The sequence below is a fragment of the Sphingomonas pollutisoli genome, assembly GCF_029167165.1.
Taxonomy (GTDB): domain Bacteria; phylum Pseudomonadota; class Alphaproteobacteria; order Sphingomonadales; family Sphingomonadaceae; genus Sphingomonas; species Sphingomonas pollutisoli.
Window position 1 is genome coordinate 220,993 of the sequence record NZ_JARFNJ010000006.1, and the last position, 21,882, is coordinate 242,874.

Annotated in this window: 21 protein-coding genes and 1 tRNA gene; 11 read left to right on the top strand and 11 right to left on the bottom strand. The window is 68.9% G+C overall.

The genetic code is table 11. The features are described 5' to 3' along the window. Nucleotides 1–62: 62 nt before the first annotated feature. The 6 genes from PX554_RS15030 to PX554_RS15055 form a co-directional block, all read right to left on the bottom strand. Nucleotides 63–1,316, bottom strand: coding sequence for an N-succinylarginine dihydrolase (locus PX554_RS15030; RefSeq protein WP_275503057.1), 1,254 nt, complete (start codon nucleotides 1,314–1,316; stop codon nucleotides 63–65). Further along, nucleotides 1,316–2,332 carry an arginine N-succinyltransferase gene (locus PX554_RS15035; protein ID WP_275503058.1) on the bottom strand — a complete coding sequence of 339 codons (1,017 nt, stop codon included), beginning with the start codon at nucleotides 2,330–2,332 and terminating at the stop codon, nucleotides 1,316–1,318. Before PX554_RS15035 ends, PX554_RS15030 begins: the two co-directional genes overlap by 1 nt. Continuing rightward, nucleotides 2,329–3,537 carry a hydrolase gene (locus tag PX554_RS15040; protein WP_093224019.1) on the bottom strand — a complete coding sequence of 403 codons (1,209 nt, stop codon included), beginning with the start codon at nucleotides 3,535–3,537 and terminating at the stop codon, nucleotides 2,329–2,331. The genes PX554_RS15035 and PX554_RS15040 overlap by 4 nt, the downstream gene beginning before the upstream one ends. A 163-nt stretch (nucleotides 3,538–3,700) precedes the next feature. Further along, complete coding sequence (locus PX554_RS15045) at nucleotides 3,701–4,621, bottom strand: DUF481 domain-containing protein (RefSeq protein WP_093224018.1); 921 nt, start codon at nucleotides 4,619–4,621, stop codon at nucleotides 3,701–3,703. Nucleotides 4,622–4,691: 70 nt separating this feature from the next. Continuing rightward, on the bottom strand, nucleotides 4,692–5,171 hold the full coding sequence (locus tag PX554_RS15050; protein ID WP_093224016.1) for an RNA pyrophosphohydrolase: 480 nt from the start codon (nucleotides 5,169–5,171) through the stop codon (nucleotides 4,692–4,694). 3 nt (nucleotides 5,172–5,174) lie between these two features. After that, a complete protein-coding gene (locus PX554_RS15055) occupies nucleotides 5,175–6,152 on the bottom strand; it encodes an alpha/beta hydrolase (protein ID WP_275503314.1) in 978 nt (325 codons plus the stop codon). A 65-nt stretch (nucleotides 6,153–6,217) separates the two neighbouring features. On the opposite strand from PX554_RS15055, the gene PX554_RS15060 reads away from it, so the two are divergent. The 4 genes from PX554_RS15060 to PX554_RS15075 all read left to right on the top strand — a co-directional run bounded on the left by PX554_RS15060 (nucleotide 6,218) and on the right by PX554_RS15075 (nucleotide 9,830). Further along, on the top strand, nucleotides 6,218–7,126 hold the full coding sequence (locus PX554_RS15060) for a histone deacetylase family protein (RefSeq protein ID WP_275503062.1): 909 nt from the start codon (nucleotides 6,218–6,220) through the stop codon (nucleotides 7,124–7,126). A gap of 148 nt (nucleotides 7,127–7,274) precedes the next feature. Beyond that, nucleotides 7,275–9,203: a potassium transporter Kup gene (locus PX554_RS15065; RefSeq protein WP_256326217.1), complete on the top strand. Its 1,929-nt coding sequence runs from the start codon at nucleotides 7,275–7,277 to the stop codon at nucleotides 9,201–9,203. Further along, the gene (locus tag PX554_RS15070) at nucleotides 9,200–9,709 is read left to right on the top strand and encodes a 2'-5' RNA ligase family protein (protein WP_275503064.1); all 510 of its coding nucleotides are present in this window, start codon (nucleotides 9,200–9,202) and stop codon (nucleotides 9,707–9,709) included. Before PX554_RS15065 ends, PX554_RS15070 begins: the two co-directional genes overlap by 4 nt. Before the next feature lie 44 nt (nucleotides 9,710–9,753). Then, nucleotides 9,754–9,830: transfer RNA gene (locus PX554_RS15075), tRNA-Met, on the top strand. Nucleotides 9,831–9,837: 7 nt separating this feature from the next. On the opposite strand, the gene fdhD is transcribed toward PX554_RS15075, so the two are convergent. After that, complete coding sequence (fdhD, locus tag PX554_RS15080; RefSeq protein WP_275503066.1) at nucleotides 9,838–10,632, bottom strand: formate dehydrogenase accessory sulfurtransferase FdhD; 795 nt, start codon at nucleotides 10,630–10,632, stop codon at nucleotides 9,838–9,840. Continuing rightward, nucleotides 10,629–11,180, bottom strand: coding sequence for a molybdenum cofactor guanylyltransferase (locus PX554_RS15085; protein WP_275503067.1), 552 nt, complete (start codon nucleotides 11,178–11,180; stop codon nucleotides 10,629–10,631). The genes fdhD and PX554_RS15085 overlap by 4 nt, the downstream gene beginning before the upstream one ends. A 257-nt stretch (nucleotides 11,181–11,437) precedes the next feature. On the opposite strand from PX554_RS15085, the gene trxB reads away from it, so the two are divergent. Beyond that, nucleotides 11,438–12,403, top strand: coding sequence for a thioredoxin-disulfide reductase (trxB, locus tag PX554_RS15090; RefSeq protein ID WP_275503069.1), 966 nt, complete (start codon nucleotides 11,438–11,440; stop codon nucleotides 12,401–12,403). 98 nt (nucleotides 12,404–12,501) lie between these two features. Here trxB and PX554_RS15095 read toward each other — a convergent pair whose 3' ends face one another. The 3 genes from PX554_RS15095 to PX554_RS15105 are packed head-to-tail and all read right to left on the bottom strand — an operon-like array spanning nucleotide 12,502 to nucleotide 14,238. Then, nucleotides 12,502–13,275 (bottom strand): hydrolase 1, exosortase A system-associated, encoded by a 774-nt coding sequence (locus PX554_RS15095; protein WP_275503071.1) that lies wholly within the window; start codon nucleotides 13,273–13,275, stop codon nucleotides 12,502–12,504. Next, entirely contained in the window at nucleotides 13,263–13,955 is a 693-nt protein-coding gene (locus tag PX554_RS15100; protein ID WP_093224004.1) for an alpha/beta hydrolase family protein, read from the bottom strand. The genes PX554_RS15095 and PX554_RS15100 overlap by 13 nt, the downstream gene beginning before the upstream one ends. 10 nt (nucleotides 13,956–13,965) lie before the next feature. Beyond that, a complete protein-coding gene (locus PX554_RS15105) occupies nucleotides 13,966–14,238 on the bottom strand; it encodes a phosphopantetheine-binding protein (RefSeq protein ID WP_275503073.1) in 273 nt (90 codons plus the stop codon). Nucleotides 14,239–14,352: 114 nt separating this feature from the next. Here PX554_RS15105 and PX554_RS15110 point away from each other — a divergent pair, with 114 nt between their 5' ends. The 6 genes from PX554_RS15110 (at nucleotide 14,353) to PX554_RS15135 (ending at nucleotide 21,882) form a co-directional block, all read left to right on the top strand. Continuing rightward, nucleotides 14,353–15,864 (top strand): acyl-CoA ligase (AMP-forming), exosortase A system-associated, encoded by a 1,512-nt coding sequence (locus PX554_RS15110; RefSeq protein ID WP_275503075.1) that lies wholly within the window; start codon nucleotides 14,353–14,355, stop codon nucleotides 15,862–15,864. Continuing rightward, nucleotides 15,861–17,120, top strand: coding sequence for a pyridoxal-dependent decarboxylase, exosortase A system-associated (locus PX554_RS15115; RefSeq protein ID WP_275503076.1), 1,260 nt, complete (start codon nucleotides 15,861–15,863; stop codon nucleotides 17,118–17,120). The genes PX554_RS15110 and PX554_RS15115 overlap by 4 nt, the downstream gene beginning before the upstream one ends. 68 nt (nucleotides 17,121–17,188) lie before the next feature. Then, the gene (locus tag PX554_RS15120; protein ID WP_093223999.1) at nucleotides 17,189–17,830 is read left to right on the top strand and encodes an XrtA/PEP-CTERM system exopolysaccharide export protein; all 642 of its coding nucleotides are present in this window, start codon (nucleotides 17,189–17,191) and stop codon (nucleotides 17,828–17,830) included. A 13-nt stretch (nucleotides 17,831–17,843) separates the two neighbouring features. After that, nucleotides 17,844–19,367, top strand: a complete 1,524-nt coding sequence (locus tag PX554_RS15125; protein ID WP_275503079.1) for an XrtA system polysaccharide chain length determinant — start codon at nucleotides 17,844–17,846, stop codon at nucleotides 19,365–19,367. Further along, complete coding sequence (locus PX554_RS15130) at nucleotides 19,364–20,284, top strand: P-loop NTPase family protein (RefSeq protein ID WP_275503081.1); 921 nt, start codon at nucleotides 19,364–19,366, stop codon at nucleotides 20,282–20,284. Before PX554_RS15125 ends, PX554_RS15130 begins: the two co-directional genes overlap by 4 nt. Next, nucleotides 20,281–21,882, top strand: coding sequence for a hypothetical protein (locus tag PX554_RS15135; RefSeq protein ID WP_275503084.1), 1,602 nt, complete (start codon nucleotides 20,281–20,283; stop codon nucleotides 21,880–21,882). Before PX554_RS15130 ends, PX554_RS15135 begins: the two co-directional genes overlap by 4 nt.

Consider the following 21,882-nt stretch of genomic DNA (forward strand, 5'->3'; position numbering starts at 1 on the left):
CAAAGGTTAAGCAAACCGTGGGCCAGGCGCGGAAATCCGCGGTTCCGGGTTAACGCGCCGGCCTATGTGTCAAGCAATTCGACAAGGTCGAGCGCTTCGAGCAGCCGGCCGCGTGCGTTTTCGATTGTCGAGATCAATGCCGGGTCGCCGATCGCATCGGTCGCGATCTCCTCGGGCCAGTGCGCGGCGACGACTGCGGCGATGCGGTCGAGCTTGTCCGCATCGACGAGGAAGCGCGGGTCGATCGTCGCGGGATCGGCGACGACGCGCAGCCGCAGACAGGCGGGGCCGCCGCCGTTCGCCATCGACTGCCGCACGTCGACCACCTCGACCCGGCGGATCGGCCCGTTGCCGGCGAGCATCGCTTGCAGATACGCCCAGACCGACGCGGTCTCGCGCACTTCCTGCGGCACGATCAGCGTCATGGCGCCATCGGGCGGGGTCACGAGCTGCGCGTTGAACAAATAGGACGCGATGGCATCGGCGAGGCTGACCTGCGCCGCCGGCACCTCGACGATCTCGACCTCGGGCAGCAACCGCCGCAGATCGGCATAGAAGCCATCGCGATCGGCGAAGGCGTGTTCGTGCGCGAACAGCACGCGCTCGTTGGCGACCGCGACGACATCGTTGTGGAACGCGCCCGCCGCGATCGCGGCTTCGGATTGCTGGACGAACAGCGTGCGTTCGGGCGCGAGCCGGTGCGCGCGCGCGATCGCCGCGCTCGCCTCGCGGTGCTGCCGCGCGGGGAAGGGGCCGCCTGCGACGCCATAGACGAACACCTCGACGCCCGGCGCGCCGTGCGTCACGCACAGCCGCATATGGTTCGCCGCGCCCTCATCGCCGAACGGTGGCGGCACCGGGCCATGCACCACGAAGGCGGGATCGGCGAAAGCGAGACGGAGCTGCGCGAGCGTGCCGGGCCATTCGTGGCTGCGGTGCGGCATCGTCACCAGATTGGCGACCGAGAGATGGCAGCGCGCGTCAGCGGTGTCGGGCGCGGGCGAGACCGTCGCCGCATTGGCCGCCCACATGGCGGAGGCCGAGAGCGCCTGCGCGCGCAGGTGGGGCGGGGCGGTTGTAAAATCCACCGACAGGCTCCGAAGCCAGCGATGATCGGGGCGGGCGAGCGGCACGAACATGCCTTGCCTCAGCCCGAGCGCGAGGTTGGCCCGCATCTTGGCGATCCCCTCCAGCGCGGCCTTGCGCGGGTGGGCGGTGCGGCCCGCGTTGGTGGTGGCGGCGAGGTTGCCCGGGCTCAGCCCGGCGAAATTATGGCTCGGGCCGATCAGGCCATCGAAGTTGATTTCGGTGAGCATCAGTAGCGCGCCACCCAGGCGAGATCGTCGCCCTCGCTCAGCCCGAGCGCGGTGGCGCAGGCGCGGTCGATCACCACGCCATCTCCGGCCGCACGCAGCTTGCCATAGGCGCAGCGGAAATCCCCGAGCCGGCCGCAGGCGACCAGCACCGGCTCGCCGCCGTCGCCATCGATCGCGACGAGCCGGGCGGGGCGGACGTTGGCGATCGTCCGCACCTTGTCGGTCGGGGCGGTCATCGTCGGACCGCCATCGAAGATGTCGATATATTTGTCGAAGGCAAACCCCTCGATCTCCAGCATCCGCATCGCGGCGCGCCCGGACGGGTGCGGCAAGCCGATCGCGGCGCGCGCGTTCTCGGGCAGCATCGCGATGTAGATCGGGTGTTTGGGGAACAGATCGGCGATGAACTGATGACCGTGGATCGCGTTGAACTGGTCCGCATCCTGAAAATTCATCCCGAAGAACCGCCCGGCGAGGCCATCCCAGAACGGCGACCCGCCCGCCTCGTCGATCACCCCGCGCAGCTCCGCGAGGATGCGATCGGCGAAGCGCGCGCGGTGCTGCGCGATGAACATGTAGCGGCTGCGCGCGAGCAGCATGCCAAGCCCGCCCGCGCGCTCGCCCGGATGGAGGAACAGCCCGCCGACCTCGCTGCACCCCTCCAGATCGGTGGTGAGGCTGAGCTGGTCGGCGCGGAAGGTGCGGCCGAGTTCCTTGCTGTGCTGCGTGAGCGTGCCGATGCGGTAACTGTAGAAGGGGTAATGCTGCCCGACATGGGTGAAGATCTGGCAGGTGCCGCGCACCTCGCCAGTCCGCGTGTCCTCGAGCACGAGCACGAACAGTTCGTCCGCGAGCGTATCGTCGGTCTTGGCGAAGGCGGCGTGGCTCTTGTCGAGCTTGGCCTTGAGCGAGGGGCGGTCGGGCGGCAGATTGGTGAAGCCGCCGCCGGTCAGCTTCGCCATCTCGTACAGCGGCTGGAGATCCTCGTCGCGCGCGGCGCGGATGCGAAACGTCACAAGCCCCCCTTTTCGGCAATACGCAAGATGGTGAGTGCCGACAGTGCGGCGCGTTCGGCAAGACTTTCAGGGATAAGGAATTCATCCGCCGAGTGGATCGCGCCGCCGCGCACCCCCATCGTGTCGACGACGGGAACGCCGCACGCGGCGATGTTGTTGCCGTCGCACACGCCGCCGGTGTCGCGCCAGCCGATATCGAGGCCGAGATCGGCGCCCGCCTGTTTGACCACGCCGAACAGTCTCGCGGCACCCGCGTCGATCGGTTTGGGCGGGCGATTAAAGCCGCCGTGGACCTCGACCGTAACGTCATGCGCGGCGGTGACGTGCGTGACGGTCGCGTCGATCCACGCCCGCGCGCGGGCGATCTCGGCGGCGTCGGCGGGGCGGAAATTGACGCGCAGGATGGCGAGATCGGGCACGACGTTGTTCGGCCCGCCACCCTCGATCCGCGCCGGGTTGACCGACAGGCGCGGCGAGCGCGCCTCGGCGAGCCGCAGCGCGATGTCGGCGGCGGCGAGAATGGCGTTGCGGCCGTCATCGGGGTTGCGCCCGGCGTGCGCGCTCCTGCCGCGCACCAGAATCGAGAAATTGCCGGTCCCGCCGCGCGCACCCGCGAGCGTGCCGTCGGGAAGCGCGGGTTCGTAGGTGAGCGCGGCCGCCTTGCCGCTAGCGGCACGCGCGATCAGCGCCGCCGAGGAGAAGGAGCCGGTCTCCTCGTCCGAGCCGATCACCACCTCATAGCCGATGCGATCGGCGAGTGGACCGGCTTCGACGGCGGTCAACGCCGCGAGCATCACCGCGAGGCCACCCTTCATGTCGGCGACGCCGGGGCCGTTGAGGCTGCCGTCGTCCTGCCAACGCATATCCTGAAACGGGTGATCGGCGGGGAAGACCGTATCCATATGGCCGGTCAGCAGAATTTGGACCGGCGCGTGCGGGCGAACCGTCAGGTGCAGATGCCGGCCGTGGTCGAGCGCGGCGAGCGTGCCGTCGGCGAGCAAGGTTTCGGCGGGCGCGGGGTCGGCGAGCGTGAGGTCGCCGGGAAGGCCGGCGAACGCGTCGGCGAGGCGCGCGGCCATCGTCGCCAGCCCGGCGAGGTTGCGCGTGCCGGAATTGACTGCCGCCCACGCTTGCGTGAGCGCGAGCATCGGCGTGCGTTCTACCTGTTCGATCGCATCGCGTTCGCTGGTGGAAAGGCTCTCCATCGCCAGAGCCTAGCGCGGGATCGGCCGTTACTCCACCCGCTGCGGTTCGCTTGCAGCCGATCCGTCGCTTCAGCGCACGCGGCGGTCGCTTTGCGGCGGGCGTTCCGCGCTCCACCTGGAGATCCCAGCTTGCGCTGGGATGACGGTTCGGGAGAAGGCGGCGCTAGAAATTATACACGATCGACGCGGTGCTCGACGTGTCGGTGCTGACCCGTCCGATCGGCGGCGCGCTTTCATATTGGACGGCGTAGGAGAGTTTCGCGGAAAGCGGACCGAACAGCTTGGCGTTGATCGCCGAAGTGCTGCTGACGGTGCTGTTGATCCGCTGGAAATACACCGACGCGGCCTGCGTCACCGAGATCGCGCGGTTGAGCTTCAGCGCGAAATCCATCGATCCGCGCGCGGCGAAGCTGTTTTCCTGCGTCGCATCGGTGAAGGAGGTGCGGCGATAGGCCGGGCCGACTTCGAGATCGAGCTTGACGCCCGGCCCCCGGATCACGCCGAACCCCGCCCCGACCGAACCCGCGTAGCGGTTGTAATAGCCGAGGAAGCGATCGCTCTCGTAGCTGCCGGTGCCGTAGATATAGCCCCGCTCCGAGAATTTATAGTTCGGCTCATAAGCGGCGAGATAATGCTCGCGGCTGATGAGTCCGCTGCTCTGCTTGTAATCGACCGCGAGCGTGACCGTGTGCTTCCACTGCAACGTCTCGCGGCTGAGCTTCACCGCCGCGCTGACGCCGACATCGTTGGTGTTGCCGGTGGTGGCATAGCCGCCGAGCGTCGCGCTGCCTTTCCACAGATCGAGCGGGCCGGCCTCGACGATCGTCTCGACGCGCTTGGCCTCGCGCGCCTTGCGCCAGCCGTCCACCGACGCCTTGATCGTCCGCGCCGAATCGGGGGCGGCGTTGGAGGCGTATTTGGCGATGATGTTGATGTCGTTCTCGTTGCCGGAGGCGATCGCCGCGTCGAGCATCGCCTTGAGCTGCGGCGGCAGTGGCGCGTCATTCTTGGCCGGCGCCGCGGCGGCCGGCGCGGGCGCCGGGTCCACGACCGGCGCGGCGACCAGGATCAACGAAAATACCATGACATTACCATAGCATCGACGCTGATCGTGACGACATCCGTCTGCCGCCGTGGCGGGGCCGCTGACCGCATCAACCGAGGTGGTCGCGGAACAGCGCCAGGATATCCTCGTACAGCGCCTTCTTGAACGGCACGATCAGCGCGGGGAGTTCGGCCGGTTCGATCCAGCGCCAGGCGATGAATTCCTCATGCTCGGTGGCGATGTCGATCTCGCTGTCGTCGCCGACGAAGCGGTAGAGGAACCAGCGCTGGCGCTGGCCGCGCCATCGGCCCTTCCATACCTTGCCGACGAGATCGGGCGGCAGATCGTAGGTGAGCTCCTTGGGCGCGACCGCGATCAGCTCGACGCGATCGGCGGCGATCCCGGTCTCCTCGCGAAGCTCGCGCAGCGCGGCGGCTTCGGCATCCTCGCCCGGATCGATCCCGCCCTGCGGCATCTGCCACGCCTCGATGCTGGTGTCCTTGCGCTGACCGACGAAGACGCGGCCGTCGCGGTTCAGGATCATCAGCCCCGCGCAGGGACGGTAGGGCAGCATGGTGGGATCGGTCATCGCTCAACGCGCCTCGGAGGTCGGAGCGAACGACGTTAGCCGCGCGGCCACACTTTCCGCAATCATCGTCTTCGCAACTGCGAAGGCGCCGGCGCAGTCCGCGACCGACGAGGGGATCGCCTGACGCAAGGTGATGAAGCCGTGCACGGTGCCATATGCCTCACGGAACGTCACCGGCACGCCGGCCCGCGCGAGCGCGGCGGCATAGGCCCGGCCCTGGTCGCGGATCGGGTCGAGGCTGGCGGTCAGCACCATGGCGGGCGCCATGTCCGCGAGGTCCGCGAGCAGCGGCGAGGCGCGCGCATGGGTGAAATCGGCCTGATACGCATTGGCGAACCACTGCAGGCTGTCGCGGTCGAGCAGATACCCGCTCTCGAACGCGGCGAGGCTCGGGTATGGCTGCGAACCATCGGTGGCCGGATAGAATAGCAGGTGCGCGAGCACCGGCAGCAGTGCCGGCGCGTCGCGCAGCGCCATCGCGGTGATGATCGCGAGGTTGCCGCCAGCGCTGTCGCCCGCCAGCACGAGCCCGGTCGCGACGCGCGGCAGCGCAGCCGGCGCGCTCGCCACCCAGCGCGCCGCCGCCTCGCAATCGTCGGGCGCGGCCGGCCAGCGATGCTCGGGCGCGAGCCGGTAGTCGATCGCCAGCACCGGCAGATCGAGCGCGCGCGCCATCTCGGCGCAGAAGCTGGCATGCGTGTCGAGATCGCCGATGACGAAGCCGCCGCCGTGGAAGAACAGCACCAGCGGCCCCGGATCGCGCGTCGCGCGCGGATCGAACAGCCGCGCCGGCAGCTCGCCGGCGGGACCGGGAAGGGTGAGGTCGAGCATCGTGCCGAGCGCGCCGATCGGCAGATCGGCGATGTCCTTGATCGAGCGCAGCATCATGCGGGCGCGGGTGGCATCGACTTCGTGCATGCGCGGGCCGGGCGCGGCGTTGAGGAAGGCGAGGAACCCGCGCACGTCGGGGCGAATGTACATCTCGGCCAAGCACGTCTCCTCACCACCGCTTTGCGGCGCGCGGCCGCCGACCTTACCTAAGCGCGGTGATCCCGATCGTCCATCATCCCGCCTATGTGTCCACGGCGCATGCGAACAGCCCGACCCAGCTCAGCAAGAACGGGCTGCTGCGCGATCTGCTGCGCGCCGAAGGCGCGCGCCTCGGCTGGTTCGAGCCCGAGCCGATGCCGCGAGCATGGCTCGATGCGGTGCATGACCCGGAATATGTCGCCGAGGTGCTGGCGGCGCGGGTGCCGGCGGAGAAGGAGCGCCGCATCGGCTTTGCGGTGACGGCGGCCGTGGCGGACCGGTCGCGGCATGTCGTCGGCGGCACATGGCTGGCCGGGCGGCTCGCGCTCGAACACGGCTATGCGGCGAACACCGCGGGCGGCAGCCATCACGCGCTCGCGGGCACGGGATCGGGCTATTGCGTGCTAAACGATCTCGCGGTGGCGGCGGTGCGGCTGGTCGAGGAGGGCGCGGTCGAGCGGTTGCTGGTGGTCGATTGCGACGTGCATCAGGGCGATGGCACCGCCTCGCTCTGCGCCGGGCGCACCGGCATCGCGACCTATTCGATCCATGCCGAGAAGAATTTCCCGGCGCGCAAGGCGCGCTCGACGCTCGACGTGGCGCTGCCCGACAAGACCGGAGACGCCGCGTATCTGCGGGCGCTGGAGGAAACGCTCGCGCCGTTGCTCGACAGCGTGCGGCCGCAACTCATCCTGTATCAGGCCGGGGTCGATCCGTTCGGCGGCGATCGACTCGGCCGGCTCGCGCTCACGCAGGGCGGTCTGATCGCGCGCGAAACCTTGGTCGCGCGGCTCGCCATTCAGCGCGGCATCCCGCTCGCGAGCACGGTCGGCGGCGGCTATGGCGCCGATACCGCCGCGATCGCGGCGCGCCATGCCACCGCGATTCTCACGCTGGGCGGCGCTTATGCGGCGCGGGCGTCTTGAACCGGGCCAGCGCGCCCCCACATGGCAGATTGCTAACGACCCGAGCGCCATGCTACGGGCCTGCCGCTGTGGATCACAGGGGCGCTATCGGTCTGCATATGTCATATATCATTGATTTCCGGGCAAGAACTGCCTTCCAGTGAGCAACATCGTCACCAGCGCGGCTGAGCCCGCGCCTGCCGGAGCCGATCTCGCGACACCCGGTGGCCATTCTCATGGCGGCGAAGCGCTGCCCAAGCTCGCGCTCGGCGCGATCGGCGTGGTGTTCGGCGACATCGGCACCAGCCCGCTCTACGCGTTCCGCGAAACCTTCGCCGGGCACCATAAGCTCGAGGTCGACGCCTTCCACATCATGGGCGTGGTCAGCCTGATCTTCTGGTCGATGCTGCTCGTGGTGACGATCCAGTACGTCACGATCATCATGCGCGCCGACAACAAGGGCGAGGGCGGCAGCCTCGCGCTGCTCGCGCTGATTTCGGGGCGAGTGAAGCAGATCCGCTGGTCGCGCGGCATCGTCCTGCTCGGCGTGTTCGCGACGGCGCTGTTCTACGGCGACAGCATGATAACGCCGGCGGTCACCGTGCTGGGCGCGGTGGAAGGTCTCGCGGTCGCGCAGCCGAGCCTTTCGCATCTCGTGCTGCCGCTGTCGGCACTCATCATCATCGGTCTGTTCGTCATCCAGAGCAAGGGCACCGCGAAGATCGGGCTGTTCTTCGGACCCGTGATGCTGCTGTATTTCGTGGTGATCGCCGCGCTCGGCGTGATGAGCATGGTCAAGACGCCGGGCATATTGTGGGCGCTGTCGCCGCATTATGCCGCCTTGTTCTTCTACCACGATCCGCTGCGCGCCTTCCTCGCGCTCGGCTCGGTCGTGCTGGCGGTGACAGGCGCGGAGGCGCTCTATGCCGACATGGGGCATTTCGGGCGCAAGCCGATCCGCGTGTCGTGGATGTTCTTCGTGCTGCCGGCGCTGATGCTCAACTATATGGGGCAGGGCGCTTTGCTGTTCCGCGATGGCGTGCCCGCGCTGGAAAGCCCGTTCTACAAACTCGCGCCGGCCGGCTGGGAACTGCCGCTCGTGCTGATCGCGACGGCGGCGGCGATGATCGCCAGCCAGGCGGTGATCTCGGGCGCGTTCTCGGTGACTCAGCAGGCGATCCAGCTTGGCTTCATGCCCCGCTTGCGGATCGAGCATACCAACGCGGCGACCGCGGGGCAGATCTACATCCCGCTGATCAACTGGCTGTTGCTGGCGATGGTGCTGCTGCTGGTCGCGTTCTTCCGCAGCTCCTCCAACCTCACCGCCGCATATGGCATCGCGGTGACGGGGGCGATGCTGATCGACACCTGTCTGCTGGTGGTGGTGCTGCGCCGGCTGTGGAACTGGCCGCTGATCGCGGCGGTGCCGCTGCTCGGCGTGTTCTTCCTCGTCGACGGCGCGTATTTCACCGCGAACCTGACCAAGATCGTCTCGGGTGGCTGGTTCCCGCTGCTCGCCGGGTTCATCATCTTCACGATCCTGACCACCTGGTCGAAGGGGCGGCAGTTGATGATCGCGCGGATGCGCGAGGGCGCGATGCCGATCAAGGTGTTCATCCAGTCCGCCGCGACGGCCGCGACTCGCGTGCCCGGCACGGCGGTGTTCATGACCTCGACCCCCGAGGGCGTGCCGCACGCGCTGCTTCACAACCTCAAGCACAACAAGGTGCTGCACGAGCGGATCATCCTGCTGACGGTCAAGATCGTCGATGAGCCCTATGTCGCGGAGGGACAGCGCTGCCACCTCGAGGATCTGACGCACGGCTTCCACCGCATGATCCTGAAATACGGCTTCATCGAGGAGCCCGACGTGCCGGTCGCGCTCGCCAACGTGCATCGCTGCGGCGCCGAGTTCCGGATGATGGACACCAGCTTCTTCCTCGCGCGGCAGACGCTGCTGCCCTCGTCGCGGCCGGGGATGATGATCTGGCGCGAGAAGCTGTTCGCGTGGATGTTGCGCAACGCCGAAAGCGCGATGGAGTTCTTCCGGTTGCCGACCAACCGCGTCGTCGAGCTCGGCAGCCAGCTCGAGATTTGATCGAACCCGCACCCATCATCGTCACCGCACTGTTCGGCAAAACCGATGCGGCGGTGTTCGACGGCTTGCGCCAGCGCCACTTCCCGCCCGAGCGCAACCACCTCGCGGCGCATCTGACGATGTTCCACCATCTGCCGCCGTCGATCAGCGCCGAGCTGAAGCAGCGGTTGTCGGCGGCGACGCGCGGGGTGGCGCCGCCCGATGCGCGGATCGCCGGGCTAATGTCGCTCGGCGGCGGCGTGGCGTTTCGAATCGAAAGCGCGTCACTGGAGGACATTCGCGAGTCGCTCGCCGATGCGTTCGCCCCGTTGCTGACACCGCAGGATCGCGCCGGCTGGCGGCCGCACGTCACCATTCAGAACAAGGTGTCCTCGACAGAGGCGAAGGCGCTGCTCGCCGCGCTGGAGACGGATTTTCGCCCGCGCTCGGTCGTGATCGCCGGGCTGGCGAGCTGGTATTATCGCGGCGGCCACTGGGAGCCGCTGTCGCGCCATATGTTCGCTTGACCGCGCCGTTTCCGGCCCATATAGGCGCCGCTCTCGAATGGCAGGGCGAAGTAGCTCAGCTGGTTAGAGCACGGGAATCATAATCCTGGGGTCGGGGGTTCAAGTCCCTCCTTCGCTACCATTCGAGATCAAAGCCGCGCCGCGAAGGCGTGGTGCGGATCGTTCAGCACCAGCACCGAATCGTTGCGAGCCAGCGCCACCAGGCTGAGGCCCTGCGCGCGGGCGTGATCGACCGCGAGCGCGGTCGGGGCGGATATGCCCACCAGCAGCGGCGCGCCCGCGACCAGCGCCTTGTCGACCATCTCGAAGCTGATGCGCGACGTGATCAGCACGAACCCATCCGCGAGGCGGCCGGGCGCGCACGCGCCGATCAGCTTGTCGAGCGCGTTGTGCCGCCCGACATCCTCCCGCGCCGCGACGATCGCGCCGGCCGTATCGCACAGGGCGGCGGCATGCAGCGCCCCGGTCGCGGCGGTGAGCGGCTGGTGCGCGCGAATCGCGTCCAGCGCGAGGAACACGGCGGTTGCGCTGGTGTGCGGCGCGGGTGCACGCCGCGCCACCGGGCGGACGACTTGCTCAAGCCCGGACACGCCGCACAGCCCACAAGCTGTGTCGCTGGTGCGGTGACGGACCCGGTCGTGGATGCGTCCGGCGCACCGCTCGGCGACGGTCGCGCGAACGATCCAGCCCGCCGGCGTTTCGAACGAGTCGAGATCCAGGATGTCGGCGAGGGCGTCGATCAGCCGTTCGGTCAGCAGGAAGCCGGTCGCGAGATCGGCGAGCGCGGCCGGAGTCGCCATCAGCACGGCATAGCCGATACCGTTGACCTCGATCGCCACCGCCGTCTCGATCGCGATCGTGCGCTCCCCCGCGTGCGCGCCGTCGCGGGTGAGGACGAGGATCGGTTCGACGCGAGTCGTCATGTCGGCAGATCCCCAGGCGTGTTGACGTTGAAGAGCGGCGCTGGCGCGGGCACCGCAGTCGCACCGATCGCGTCGGCGAAGCGGCGGATCGACAGCGCGGCGCTCTTCGTGCCGGCGACGTGCCCGTCGAGCCGCGCCGCGAGGGTGTCGGTGGCATCGGCGGGCCAGCAGCCGAGGATCGGCGCGTTGCTGCAATACGCCGGGGCACGGGCGATCAGATCGGCGATCAGCGCTGGAGGCACGCGCGGCATGTCGCAGCCGATCGTGAGGACGTCCGCGTATCCGGCCGCCTGCGCGTGATGCAGGGCCGCCGCGATGCCGCCGAGCGGGCCTAGCCCCGGCACCGGGCGGTCGGCGAGCGACGCCAGGCCGGCCCAGTCGCGGCCGCACACCACGATCGTCGCTGCGAAAGGCGCGAGCGCGGCGGCGGCATGCGCGATCAGCGGCTGGCCGTCGAGCAGCGCGAGCGCCTTGTCACTGCCGAACCGGCTCGACGCGCCGCCGGCGATGATCGCACCGAGGATCGTACAAGAGGGTATGCGCTGCATCCTGCGTTCGTTCACGAGCCTCTTACCGTTCGCACGGAGTTTGTCGAAGTGCATATGACGCGCGACGCGCGGCCACGTGCTTCGACAAGCTCAGCACGAACGGAGTGCGAACGCTTGTGATAGCATCGTGCGTGCGCCGCAAAGCAAAAGTGCGGCGGCTGTGGTTTGAACCCGAACCCCGCCATGCCGATATTGCCATCGTGGCCGCTTGCCCCATAAAGCGCGCCCGAGACGCCTCGCCCAAGCTGGAAGCCCTTATGACCACGCATACCACCCGCATGTTGATCCTCGGCTCCGGGCCGGCGGGCCTTACCGCCGCCATCTACGGGGCGCGGGCGGGGCTCAAGCCGATCCTCGTGCAGGGTATTCAGCCGGGCGGCCAGCTCATGACCACCACCGATGTGGAGAACTACCCCGGCTTCGCTGACGTGATCCAGGGGCCATGGCTGATGGAGCAGATGCAGAAGCAGGCCGAGCATGTCGGCACCCAGCTCATGTACGACACGATCGTCGAGGTCGATGTCTCGAAGCGTCCGTTCCGGCTGATCGGCGACGGCGGCGACGTGTATGAGGGCGACACGCTCGTGATCGCGACCGGCGCGCAGGCCAAGTGGCTGGGCCTTGACAGCGAGGAGGCGTTGAAGGGCAAGGGCGTGAGCGCCTGCGCGACCTGCGACGGCTTCTTCTATCGCGGCAAGAAGGTCGCCGTTATCGGTGGCGGCAACACCGCGGTCGAGGAGGCTTTGTACCTCACCAACCATTCGCCCGACGTGACGATCATCCACCGCCGCGACCATTTCCGCGCCGAGAAGATCCTCCAGGAGCGGCTGTTCGCGCACAAGAACGTCACCGTGCTGTGGAACAAGGAAGTCGCCGAATTCGTCGACGGCGGCGGTACGGCGGGGCTGATCGCGCTGCAACTGCGCGATACGGTGACGGGCGAGTTGTCGCGGCTCGATACCGACGGCGGCTTCGTCGCGATCGGCCATCACCCGGCGACCGAGCTGTTCCGTGGCCATGTCGAGCTCGACGAGGACCATTACATCAAGGTCGAGACCGGCACGACCAAGACCAACGTCCCCGGCGTGTTCGCGTGCGGCGACGTGATGGACAAACATTACCGCCAGGCGGTGACCGCCGCCGGCAGCGGCTGCATGGCCGCGCTCGATGCCGAGCGATTCCTCGCGGCGGAGGATTTCAAGCTGGCCGAGGCGGCGGAGTAGCCGCCCGGTTCGTCATCCCAGCGCAAGCTGGGATCTGCCGGTGCGGCGCGCGCTACCTCCGGGGAGACCCCAGCTTGCGCTGGGGTGACGGTTGGATTTCAGAGCGCTGCCATAATCCGCTCGAACAGCCAGTCCGCGTCGCCCTCGCGCGCGAAGCTGTGCGAGGTGCTTTCGAGCGTTTCGATACGTGCGGCGAGCGGCACCGCCTTCGCCGCATCTCGAAAAGCGATCGCGGTCGCGTCTCCGTTCGCAAGCAGAATGGTCGCGCGGGCACCCCAGTGATCGAGCGCGCCGAACAGCCGGGCGGCGAGAGCCTCGTCGCCCGGCGCGGCGGCTTTCGATAGCTTGCGTAACCCACCGGCGAGCCTGCGCAGATCGACACCGCCCCGCGCCAGCCGAAGCCATGCGCGCGGGGCTTTCAGCATCTCCGCATAACGCGCGCGGATCGCTGCGGCGGGCGGGAGGCCGTCGTCATCCTCGATCACCCAGGGGTTGGCCAGGATCAGCCGGTCGATTCCCGCGCACGCTCCGAACAGCGCGAGCGCGGTCGCCGCGTCGCAATTGCCGAACGCGACGAGATGGCGCACGCGCGCCTGTGCGGCGAAGGCCGCCGCCGCCGCCGCGATATCGGGCGCGGACGACAGGAAGCCGCCGTTCTCTCCGCTCGAATCGCCGATGCCACGCCGGTCGAACCGGAACACAGGCACGCCCGCCGCCGCCAGCCGCGCGGCGAGCAAGGCCATGCCGCGATGCGCGCCGCTGCGGACCTCATTGCCGCCGGACACGATGAGCAGCCCGGTCTCGCCTGCTGCCGCGTCGAGCGTGCCGAGCAGGCGTTCGCCCGCGCAAGCGAAGTCGATCAGCCGCCGCATCGCGCGATCCATGCCACGATATCGTCGGCGAGCAGCGCGGCGAGCGCGGGGTCGTTGCCCGGTTCGGCGCGGCGCCACAGCGGCGCCGCGTCCACCTTGCGGTCGGCGGATTGCGGGTCGGTGGCCAGCCGCACCGTCCGCACCGGGCCGTGCGGCGGGTCGAGCTGGCGATCGGCGCTCAAGGCGTTCAGTAGCGGCACGGCGATGCGGTGGCCGGCGAGCAGCTTCGCGCCGTAGCTGTGCGTTTCCACCGGCTCACGGCGTGCCGTGCTGACGGCCGATGCGGCACGTCGCAGCTCTGCAAGCGCCGCCGCGCCGGGAAGCGGGGACAGCCGCCAGCGGCCTGCCAGCCGCGCTTCGCCGTCGATCGCGGCACCGCTGCGCAGCGCGACCCCATGTGCGCCGCTGCCGAGGCTCGCCGCGGCTGCGGCGAAGGCGGCGCGCCAGTTGTCCAAACGGGCATCTTCGGTGGCAAGCGAGCTTTCGCCTTGCCCCGGCAGATCGGGCAGCGCGCTCGCCACCCCGCGCGCGGCAAGCGCCCGGCACATTGTCACCACGAACGCGCGCGTCCGGTTGGCTTCCTCGAACAGCGGCAGCGCGATCACCACGACAGGTCCGCTTTCCGGCCCGAAGCGCAGCATCGCCTCGCGGCCGCCGCGCCAGTCATACTGGTCGATCAACCGCGCCGGCTCATTGCGGCGCCTTGGCCACCGCGAAGCGGACGAGCGCGCCGAACGTCTCGAGCATTTCGCCATCGACTTCGTCGTCTTCGATCAGGATGCCGAGCCGCTCTTCCAATTCGGTCAGCACGCCAGCGACCGCCATCGAGTCCAGCTCGGGCATCGCGCCGAACAGTGGCGTTTCCGCGCGCAGCGCGGCGGCGCGGGCTTCGCTCAGCCCCAACACATCGCGCAACACCGCGCGTACGGTCGTCTCGATCGTCGAAATATCGTCTGGCAGCACGGAGGGCCCATCCTTCTCTTTTGCGCGCGCGTTAGAGAGAAGCCGGGCGTCTGCCAAGGGCCGGGTCTTCACCCCGGCCCTTCACACGGCTGCGGACTCGGCTATCAGGGCGCGATGATCGCCCTCGATCCCGTGCCGCGCTCGATCGACACGCTGCCGCTGCGCGGCGCGGGTGAAGACGTGGCGCTGGCCTTCAAGGGCGGCAACATCACCTTCGCCGCGTTGGAGCAGCGGGTCGGCATCGCGGCGGCGTGGCTTGCGCGGACGATCGACGCGCCCGGCGCGCGGGTGGCGAGCTGGTTGCCCAAGACGGCGGCGGCCTGCGTGCTGCCACTCGCCGCGCCGCGCGGCGGGCTGGTGCATGTGCCGATCAACCCCGTGCTCAAGCGCGCGCAAGTGGCGCATATCCTCGCCGACAGCGGCGCGGGGTTGCTCGTCACGCAGGCGGCGCGTGCGGCCACGCTCGAACCGGGCGACGTGCCCGCCGGCTGCCGGATCGTGCTGGAGGAGGCGCTCGCCGAGGGCGACGACGCGCTGCCGCCGTCGCGCGCCGACGCCGATACGCTTGCGGCGATCCTCTACACCTCGGGCTCGACCGGCCGCCCCAAGGGGGTAATGCTGAGCCATGCGAACCTGTGGCTGGGCGCGATCAGCGTTGCGCATTATCTCAAGATCACGCCCGCCGATCGGGTGCTGGGCGTGCTGCCGCTCAGTTTCGATTACGGGCAGAACCAGCTTTTCTCGACCTGGGCGGCGGGCGGATCGGTCGCGCCGATCGATTACCTGACCGCGCGCGACGTGGTGAAGGCGGTCGAGCGGTTCGGCGCGACCACGCTGGCCGGGGTGCCGCCGCTGTGGGTGCAATTGCTCGAAGCCGACTGGCCGGCCGAGACGGCGGCGCGGCTGCTGCGGCTCACCAATTCGGGCGGCGCGCTGACCGGACCGATCATCGCCGGGTTGCGCGCGCGGTTCCCGCAGGCCGATCTCTATCCGATGTACGGGCTCACCGAGGCGTTTCGCTCGACCTATCTGGCGCCTGAACTGGTCGATACGCATCCCGACGCGATCGGGCGCGCGATCCCGTTCGCCGAGGTGATGGCGGTGCTCGCCGACGGCACGCGCGCGGCGCCCGACGAATCCGGCGAGTTGGTCCATGCCGGGCCGCTGGTCGCGCACGGCTATTGGCGCGATCCCGAACGCACCGCGCACCGCTTTCGGCCAGCGCCCGACTGGTCGGCGAGCGGCGGCATGGCGGTGTGGTCGGGCGATACCGTCGTCGCGGGCAGTGACGGGCTGTTCCACTTCGTCGGGCGGGACGATGAGATGATCAAGAGCGCCGGCAACCGGATCAGCCCGACGGAGATCGAGGATGCCGTCGTGCGTGGCGGCGAGGCGGGCGAGGCGGTCGCGATCGGCGTGCCCGACGCGCGGCTCGGCCAGGCGATCGTGGTGGTGGCGCGCGCGTTCGGCGATCCCGTGCAGGCCGAGGCAGCGCTGCGCGCGCGCTTACGGGCCGAGCTGCCGAGCTTTATGCAGCCCGCCCGCTATGACTGGCGTGACGCGCTGCCGGTCAACGCCAATGGCAAGCTCGACCGCGCGTTGCTCCGCCGCGAGGTTACGCCATGAAGCCGATGGGGACGATCCCGGCCGATTTCGCCGGGGCACCACTCGTCATCGCCGGGCGCAGCGCGGAGCAGTGGGTCGATGTCGCAGGCGACACGCCGCTGTTCGTTTACGACGTCGCCGCCGTTGCGCGGCGGGTGGCGCGGTTCCGCGCGGCGTTCGCGGGGGTCGATCTGCATTATGCGATCAAGGCCAATCCGTTTCCACCGCTGCTCGCCGCGATGGCGCCGCTGATCGACGGGTTCGACGTCGCCTCGGCGGGCGAACTCGCGCGGGTGACGGGATTGAAGCGCGGGCAGGCGATCAGTTTCGCCGGGCCGGGCAAGCGCCACGATGAGATCACGGCGGCGATCCAGGCGGGCATCACCATCAATCTCGAATCCGAAAGCGAGGCGGCGCGCGCCATCGCGATCGGCGATCGCCTCGGGATCGTGCCGCGCCTCGCGGTGCGCGTGAACCCGGATATCGAGCTGCGCGGATCGGGGATGCGGATGGGGGGCAGGGCCTCACCGTTCGGGATCGACGCCGATCGCGCCGCCGCCGTGGCTGTCGAGGTGATCGAGGAAGGCGCGGAGTGGCGCGGCTTCCACATCTTCGCGGGGTCGCAGGCGCTCGATGCGGACGCGATCATCGAGACGCAGGCCGAGACGCTCGCGCTCGCGGCGCGGCTGAGCGAGCAGGTCGGCGTGGTGCCGCCGCTGGTCAATCTCGGCGGTGGCTTCGGTATCCCCTATTTCCCTGGCGAAACGCCGCTCGACATCGAGCGGATCGGCGCGGCGCTGGCCGAACGGTGCGCGGCGTTGCCAGCGGCACTGGGCGCCACGCGCTTCGCGATCGAGCTCGGGCGCTGGCTGGTGGGCGAGGCGGGCGTGTATCTGACGCGCGTGGTCGACCGGAAGCACAGCCGGGGCGAGACCTTCATCGTCACCGATGGCGGCATGAACCACCAACTCGCCGCGACCGGGAACCTTGGCACGGTGGTGCGCCGCAACTATCCGGTCGCGGTGGCCACCGCCGGGCCGGACGCGCCGACCGAGATCGTGAGCGTCGTCGGTCCGCTATGTACTCCGCTCGACCGGCTCGCCGACCGGGTCGAACTGCCGCGCGCGGAGCCCGGAGATCTGGTCGCGGTGTTCATGGCCGGGGCGTACGGCCTGTCCGCCAGCCCGGCGGGCTTCCTCGGCCACCCCGCGCCGGCCGAAATCCTCGCGGGCGCGCCGGACGTTACTAACGTAATCTTCACCTCTCCGCAGGCATAGCCGGCCCATCGCCGCGAACCCGCACGCAGGACGGAGCGTGCGGGCCGTCGCCGCAGGGAGTTTGGTGGATGCGTACTTCGGGGCTTCTCAAGGGCTGTGTCACGGCGGGCGCGGCCGCGCTCGCGCTGAACGGTTGCGCGACGGGCGGCGGCAGACAGCTCCCGCCGGCGGCGTTCGTCGCCACGCAGGAGCAGCCGGGCGAGGAATATGTCATCGGCCCGCTCGACCAGCTCAACATCTTCGTGTGGCGCAACCCGGAACTGTCGGCGAAGGTGCAGGTCCGCCCCGACGGCCGCATCACCACACCGCTCATCAGCGACATGCCCGCCGTGGGCAAGACCCCGGCGATGCTCGCCGACGACATGAAGATCGCGCTCAGCGAATATATCAAAGACCCGATCGTCTCCGTGATCGTCGAGAATTTCAGCGGCACGTTCAGCCAGCAGGTCCGTATCGTCGGCGCGACCGCGAAGCCGGCCTCGATCCCGTACCGCGCCAACATGACCCTGCTCGACGCGATGATCGCGGTCGGGGGCCTCAGCGAATATGCCGCCGGCAATCGCGCCAAGCTGATCCGCTACGATCGCGGCACGGGCAAGCAGGTGGAATACAACGTCAAGCTGTCGAACCTGCTCAAGAACGGCGATTCGCATGCGAACGTCCGGCTCGAACCGGGCGACGTCATCATCATTCCCGAGAGCATGTTCTGAGAGGGCCGGGCGCGTGAACGGTCTTTACGATGAACTGCGGGTCGCGCTGCACGCGGTCTGGATGCGGCGTTGGATCGCGCTCGGCGTGGCGTGGGCGGTCGCGATCGTCGGCTGGCTGTTCGTCGCGCAGATCCCGAGCAGCTATGAATCGACCGCGCGCGTGTTCGCGCAGATGCAGACGCTGCTGCCCGCCGCCGTCGGCATCTCGCCCGCCGATCAGCAGAAGAACCTCGACACCGTCCGTCAGACGCTGACGTCGGCCGACAATCTCGAAAAGGTCGTGCGCGGGACCGATCTCGCCAACACCGTCGCCACCGACAAGGATGTCGCCGATCGCGTCGCGGCGCTCCAGCGGGCGGTGAAGATCACATCCGAGCAGGACAATATCTTCACCATTTCCGTCAGTCAGCGCAGCCCCAAGGTCGCGCGGCAGGTCGTGCAGAAGCTGCTTGATCTGTTCGTCGAGCAGAACCTATCCGGCGACAAGGCCGAGACGACCCAGACGCTCCAGTTCCTCGATCAGCAACTCGCGCAGAAGCAGAAGCAGCTTTCGGATGCCGAGGCGAAGCGCGAGGATTTCCAGAATCGTTATCTGGGTTCGCTGCCCGGCACCGGCTCGGTCGCCGATCGGATGGCGGCGGCGCGCAGCCAGATGGCGCAGGTCGATGGCGATCTGGCCGCCGCGCAATCGGGGTTGGCGGTCATCAACGGCCAGATGGCGGCAACCCCGGCGAGCGTGCCGGGCGCAGGCGGCACCGCCGGAAGCGCGGGGCCGGCGCGGGCGCGACTGAACGCGATCCAGGGCCAGCTCAGCGATGCACGCGCGCGCGGCTATACCGAGCAGCATCCCGACGTGATCGCGCTCAAGAGCCAGCTCGCCGCCGCACAGGCGGCGGCGCGGAGCGAGCCGCTGGTCGGCGGCTCGGCGGCGGCCGGCGCGTCGAACCCGCTGTATCTCCAGCTCAAGGCGAACCAGGCCGACAAACAGGCGCAGGTCGCCGCGCTGATGAGCCGCAAGCGCCAGCTTCAGGGGGATATCGATGCGATCAGCGCCAAGCTGACCGGCGATTCGGGCGCGATGCAGGAACAATCGCAGATCGAGCGCGACTATCAGGTGCTCAAGGACAGCTACGACAAACTGCTGTCCGACCGTGAGAGCGTCCGCCTGCGCGGTCAGGCGCAGTCGCAGACCGATGCGATCAAGTTCAGCGTGCTCGATCAGCCGAGCGCGCCGCGCGTGCCGACCTCGCCCAACCGTCCGCTGCTGCTGACCGGCGTGCTGCTGGCGGCGCTGGTGATGGGGGCAGGCGCCGCGTTCGCGATGACGCAGGTGCAAACGACCTTCCCGACGGCCAAACGGCTTGAGGCTGCGACCGGGCTGCCGGTGATCGGCTCGATTGGAGAGACGGTGACGAAGCTCCAGACCGCGCAGCGCCGCCAGCAGCTCGGCTATTTCGGGGGCGGCCTGGCGGCGCTGGTGGTCGCGTGGGTCGCGTTGCTCGGCGTCGAGATGCTCCAGCGAGGACTCGCCGCATGAACGACATGAACTCGCGCAAGCAGAACGGTTCGCTGATCGAGCGCGCCGCGCAGGTCTATGATTTCGCTGCCGAACTGCGCGGGCGCAACGCAGAGACGTTCGCCCCGGACGCCGCCGCGACGCCGCTGCGGATGGCCCAACCGGTGGAGGATGTGCGCGTCCCGCCGGCCGCGCCTTGGGGTGAGGTCGTGGCGGTCGATCGGGCGCTGCTCGCCAGCAACGGGCTGCTCGTGCCGGGCGCGCCGGTGGGGGCGCTCGCCGAGGAATTCCGGCTGGTCAAGCGGCACCTGATGGTGACGGCGCGCGCGCTGCGCCAGCAGGATGCGACGCGCGCGCGCACGATCCTGGTCTGTTCGGCCAAGCCCAACGACGGCAAGACCTATTGCGCGGTCAACCTCGCCATCTCGATGGCGGCGGAGCGCGAGGTCGAGGTGATCCTGATCGACGCCGATTTTGCCAAGCCCGATGTGATGAAGCGGCTCGGCCTCACCGAAGGTCTGGGGCTGCTCGACGCGCTGGCCGATCCCACCATCGACATCGAAGCCTGCGTGGTGCGGACCGACATCCCGCAGTTGAGCGTGCTACCCGCCGGCACCAAATCGCATGACGATACCGAGTTGCTCGGCAGCGCGCGCACCGCTGCGATCATCTCGGCGTTGCTCGCCGCCGATCCTCGACGCGTGCTGATCTTCGATTCGCCGCCCGTGCTCGCCGCATCTCCTGCGGCCGTGCTCGCGCACCACGCGGGCCAGACCGTGCTGGTCGTCCGCGCCGACCGCACCGTCGAAGGCGATCTGCGCGAGGCGGTCGCGCTGCTCAGCGGCTGCGACGAAATCCAGTTGCTGCTCAACGCGGTGACCTACGCACCCGGTGGCCGCCGCTTCGGCAGCTATTACGGGCAGGAGGATCTGGCATGAAGCGCGCCTCGCTGCTGGGAGCGGCCTGCGCAATCGCGCTCGCCGCGCCGGCGCACGCCGAGGGCCGGCACAAGTCGATCTCGCCCTATATCGAGCTTGGCCAGACCGCCGTCGCCGATCTGAGCGGGGACGACGACGTGCTCACCTATTCGACGGTCGCCGCCGGGGTCGATGCCGATCTGCATTCGAACCGCGCCGATCTCCAGGTGAGCTACCGCTACGAACGCCGCATCGCCTGGAGCAAGCGCCTCGCCGACAGCGACGTCCACAGCGGCCTCGCGCGCGCGGTGGTGAAGGTGGCGTCCGGCGTCAGCTTGGACGGGGGGGCGCTCGCCACTCGTTCGCGGTTCGACATTCGCGGCGCCGCACCCGTCAATCTTGCGGGCAATGTCGACAATATCAGCCAGGTCTATTCGGTCTATGCCGGCCCGACGCTCGCGACCAACGCTGGCCCGGTCGCGGTCAACGCCGCCTATCGCTACGGCTACACCAAGGTGGAAGCGCCGCGCGCGACCGGCGTCGCGCCCGGTGCGCGGCCGCTCGACGTGTTCGACAGCGCGCAAGGGCATGTCGTGACCGCCTCGGCCGGCGTGAAGGCGGGCGACGTGCTCCCGGTCGGCGTCACGGTGAGCGGCGCGTATGAGCGCGACACCGCCACCCAGCTCAGTCAGCGCTACGAGGGCAAATACGGGCGCGGCGACGTGGTGCTGCCGGTGACGCGCACGCTCGCGCTGCGCGCGGGCGCGGGATACGAGAAGATCAAGATCACCCAGAAGGACGCGCTGCTCGATGGGGGCGGTAACCCGGTGACCGACCGCAACGGCCGCTACGTGACCGATCAGGCGTCACCACGCCGCATCGCCTATGAGACCGACGGGCTGATCTACGACGCGGGCGTGATCTGGCGCCCGTCGCCGCGCACCATGCTCACCGCGAATGTCGGCAAGCGCTATGGCGGCACGAGCTATACCGGCGCCTTCTCGTACGCGCCGTCGCGCTCGGTGAGCTTCCAGCTCGGCGTGTATGACGCGGTGACGACGTTCGGGCGCCAGTTGCAGGACGGCATTTCGCGGTTGCCGACCAGTTTCATCGATCAGCGCGACGCGTTCGGCCAGCAGTTCGGCGGGTGCACCTTCGGCAATACCGCCGGTTCGGCGGGCGGATGCCTCAACGGGGTGTTCCAGTCGATCTCGTCCTCATCGTACCGCGCGCGCGGCGTCGATGCGATCCTGTCGGCGAACCGTGGTCCGTTCAGCTACGGCATCGGCGCGGGCTACGCCAATCGCAAGTTCTTCGCGCCGGAGGGCGAGCGGTTCAGCGTCGATGGCGTCGAGGACCAGAGCTATTACGCCCAGGCCTATGTCGGCGCCGCGTTCGATCGCGACTCCGGAATCACTGCCGACGTGATCGCGAATTACTACAAGAGCGGCATCGCCGGTACACGCGGCATCTACAGCGAAGGCGCGACTGCGACCTATTACCGCACTTTCGGGCGGCTTGGCGCGACCGCGACGGCGGGCATCTACAATTTCAGCCAGCAGGGGCTGCGCGATCAGACTTCGGCGCAGGGCCAGGTCGCGATGCGGTATCAATTCTGA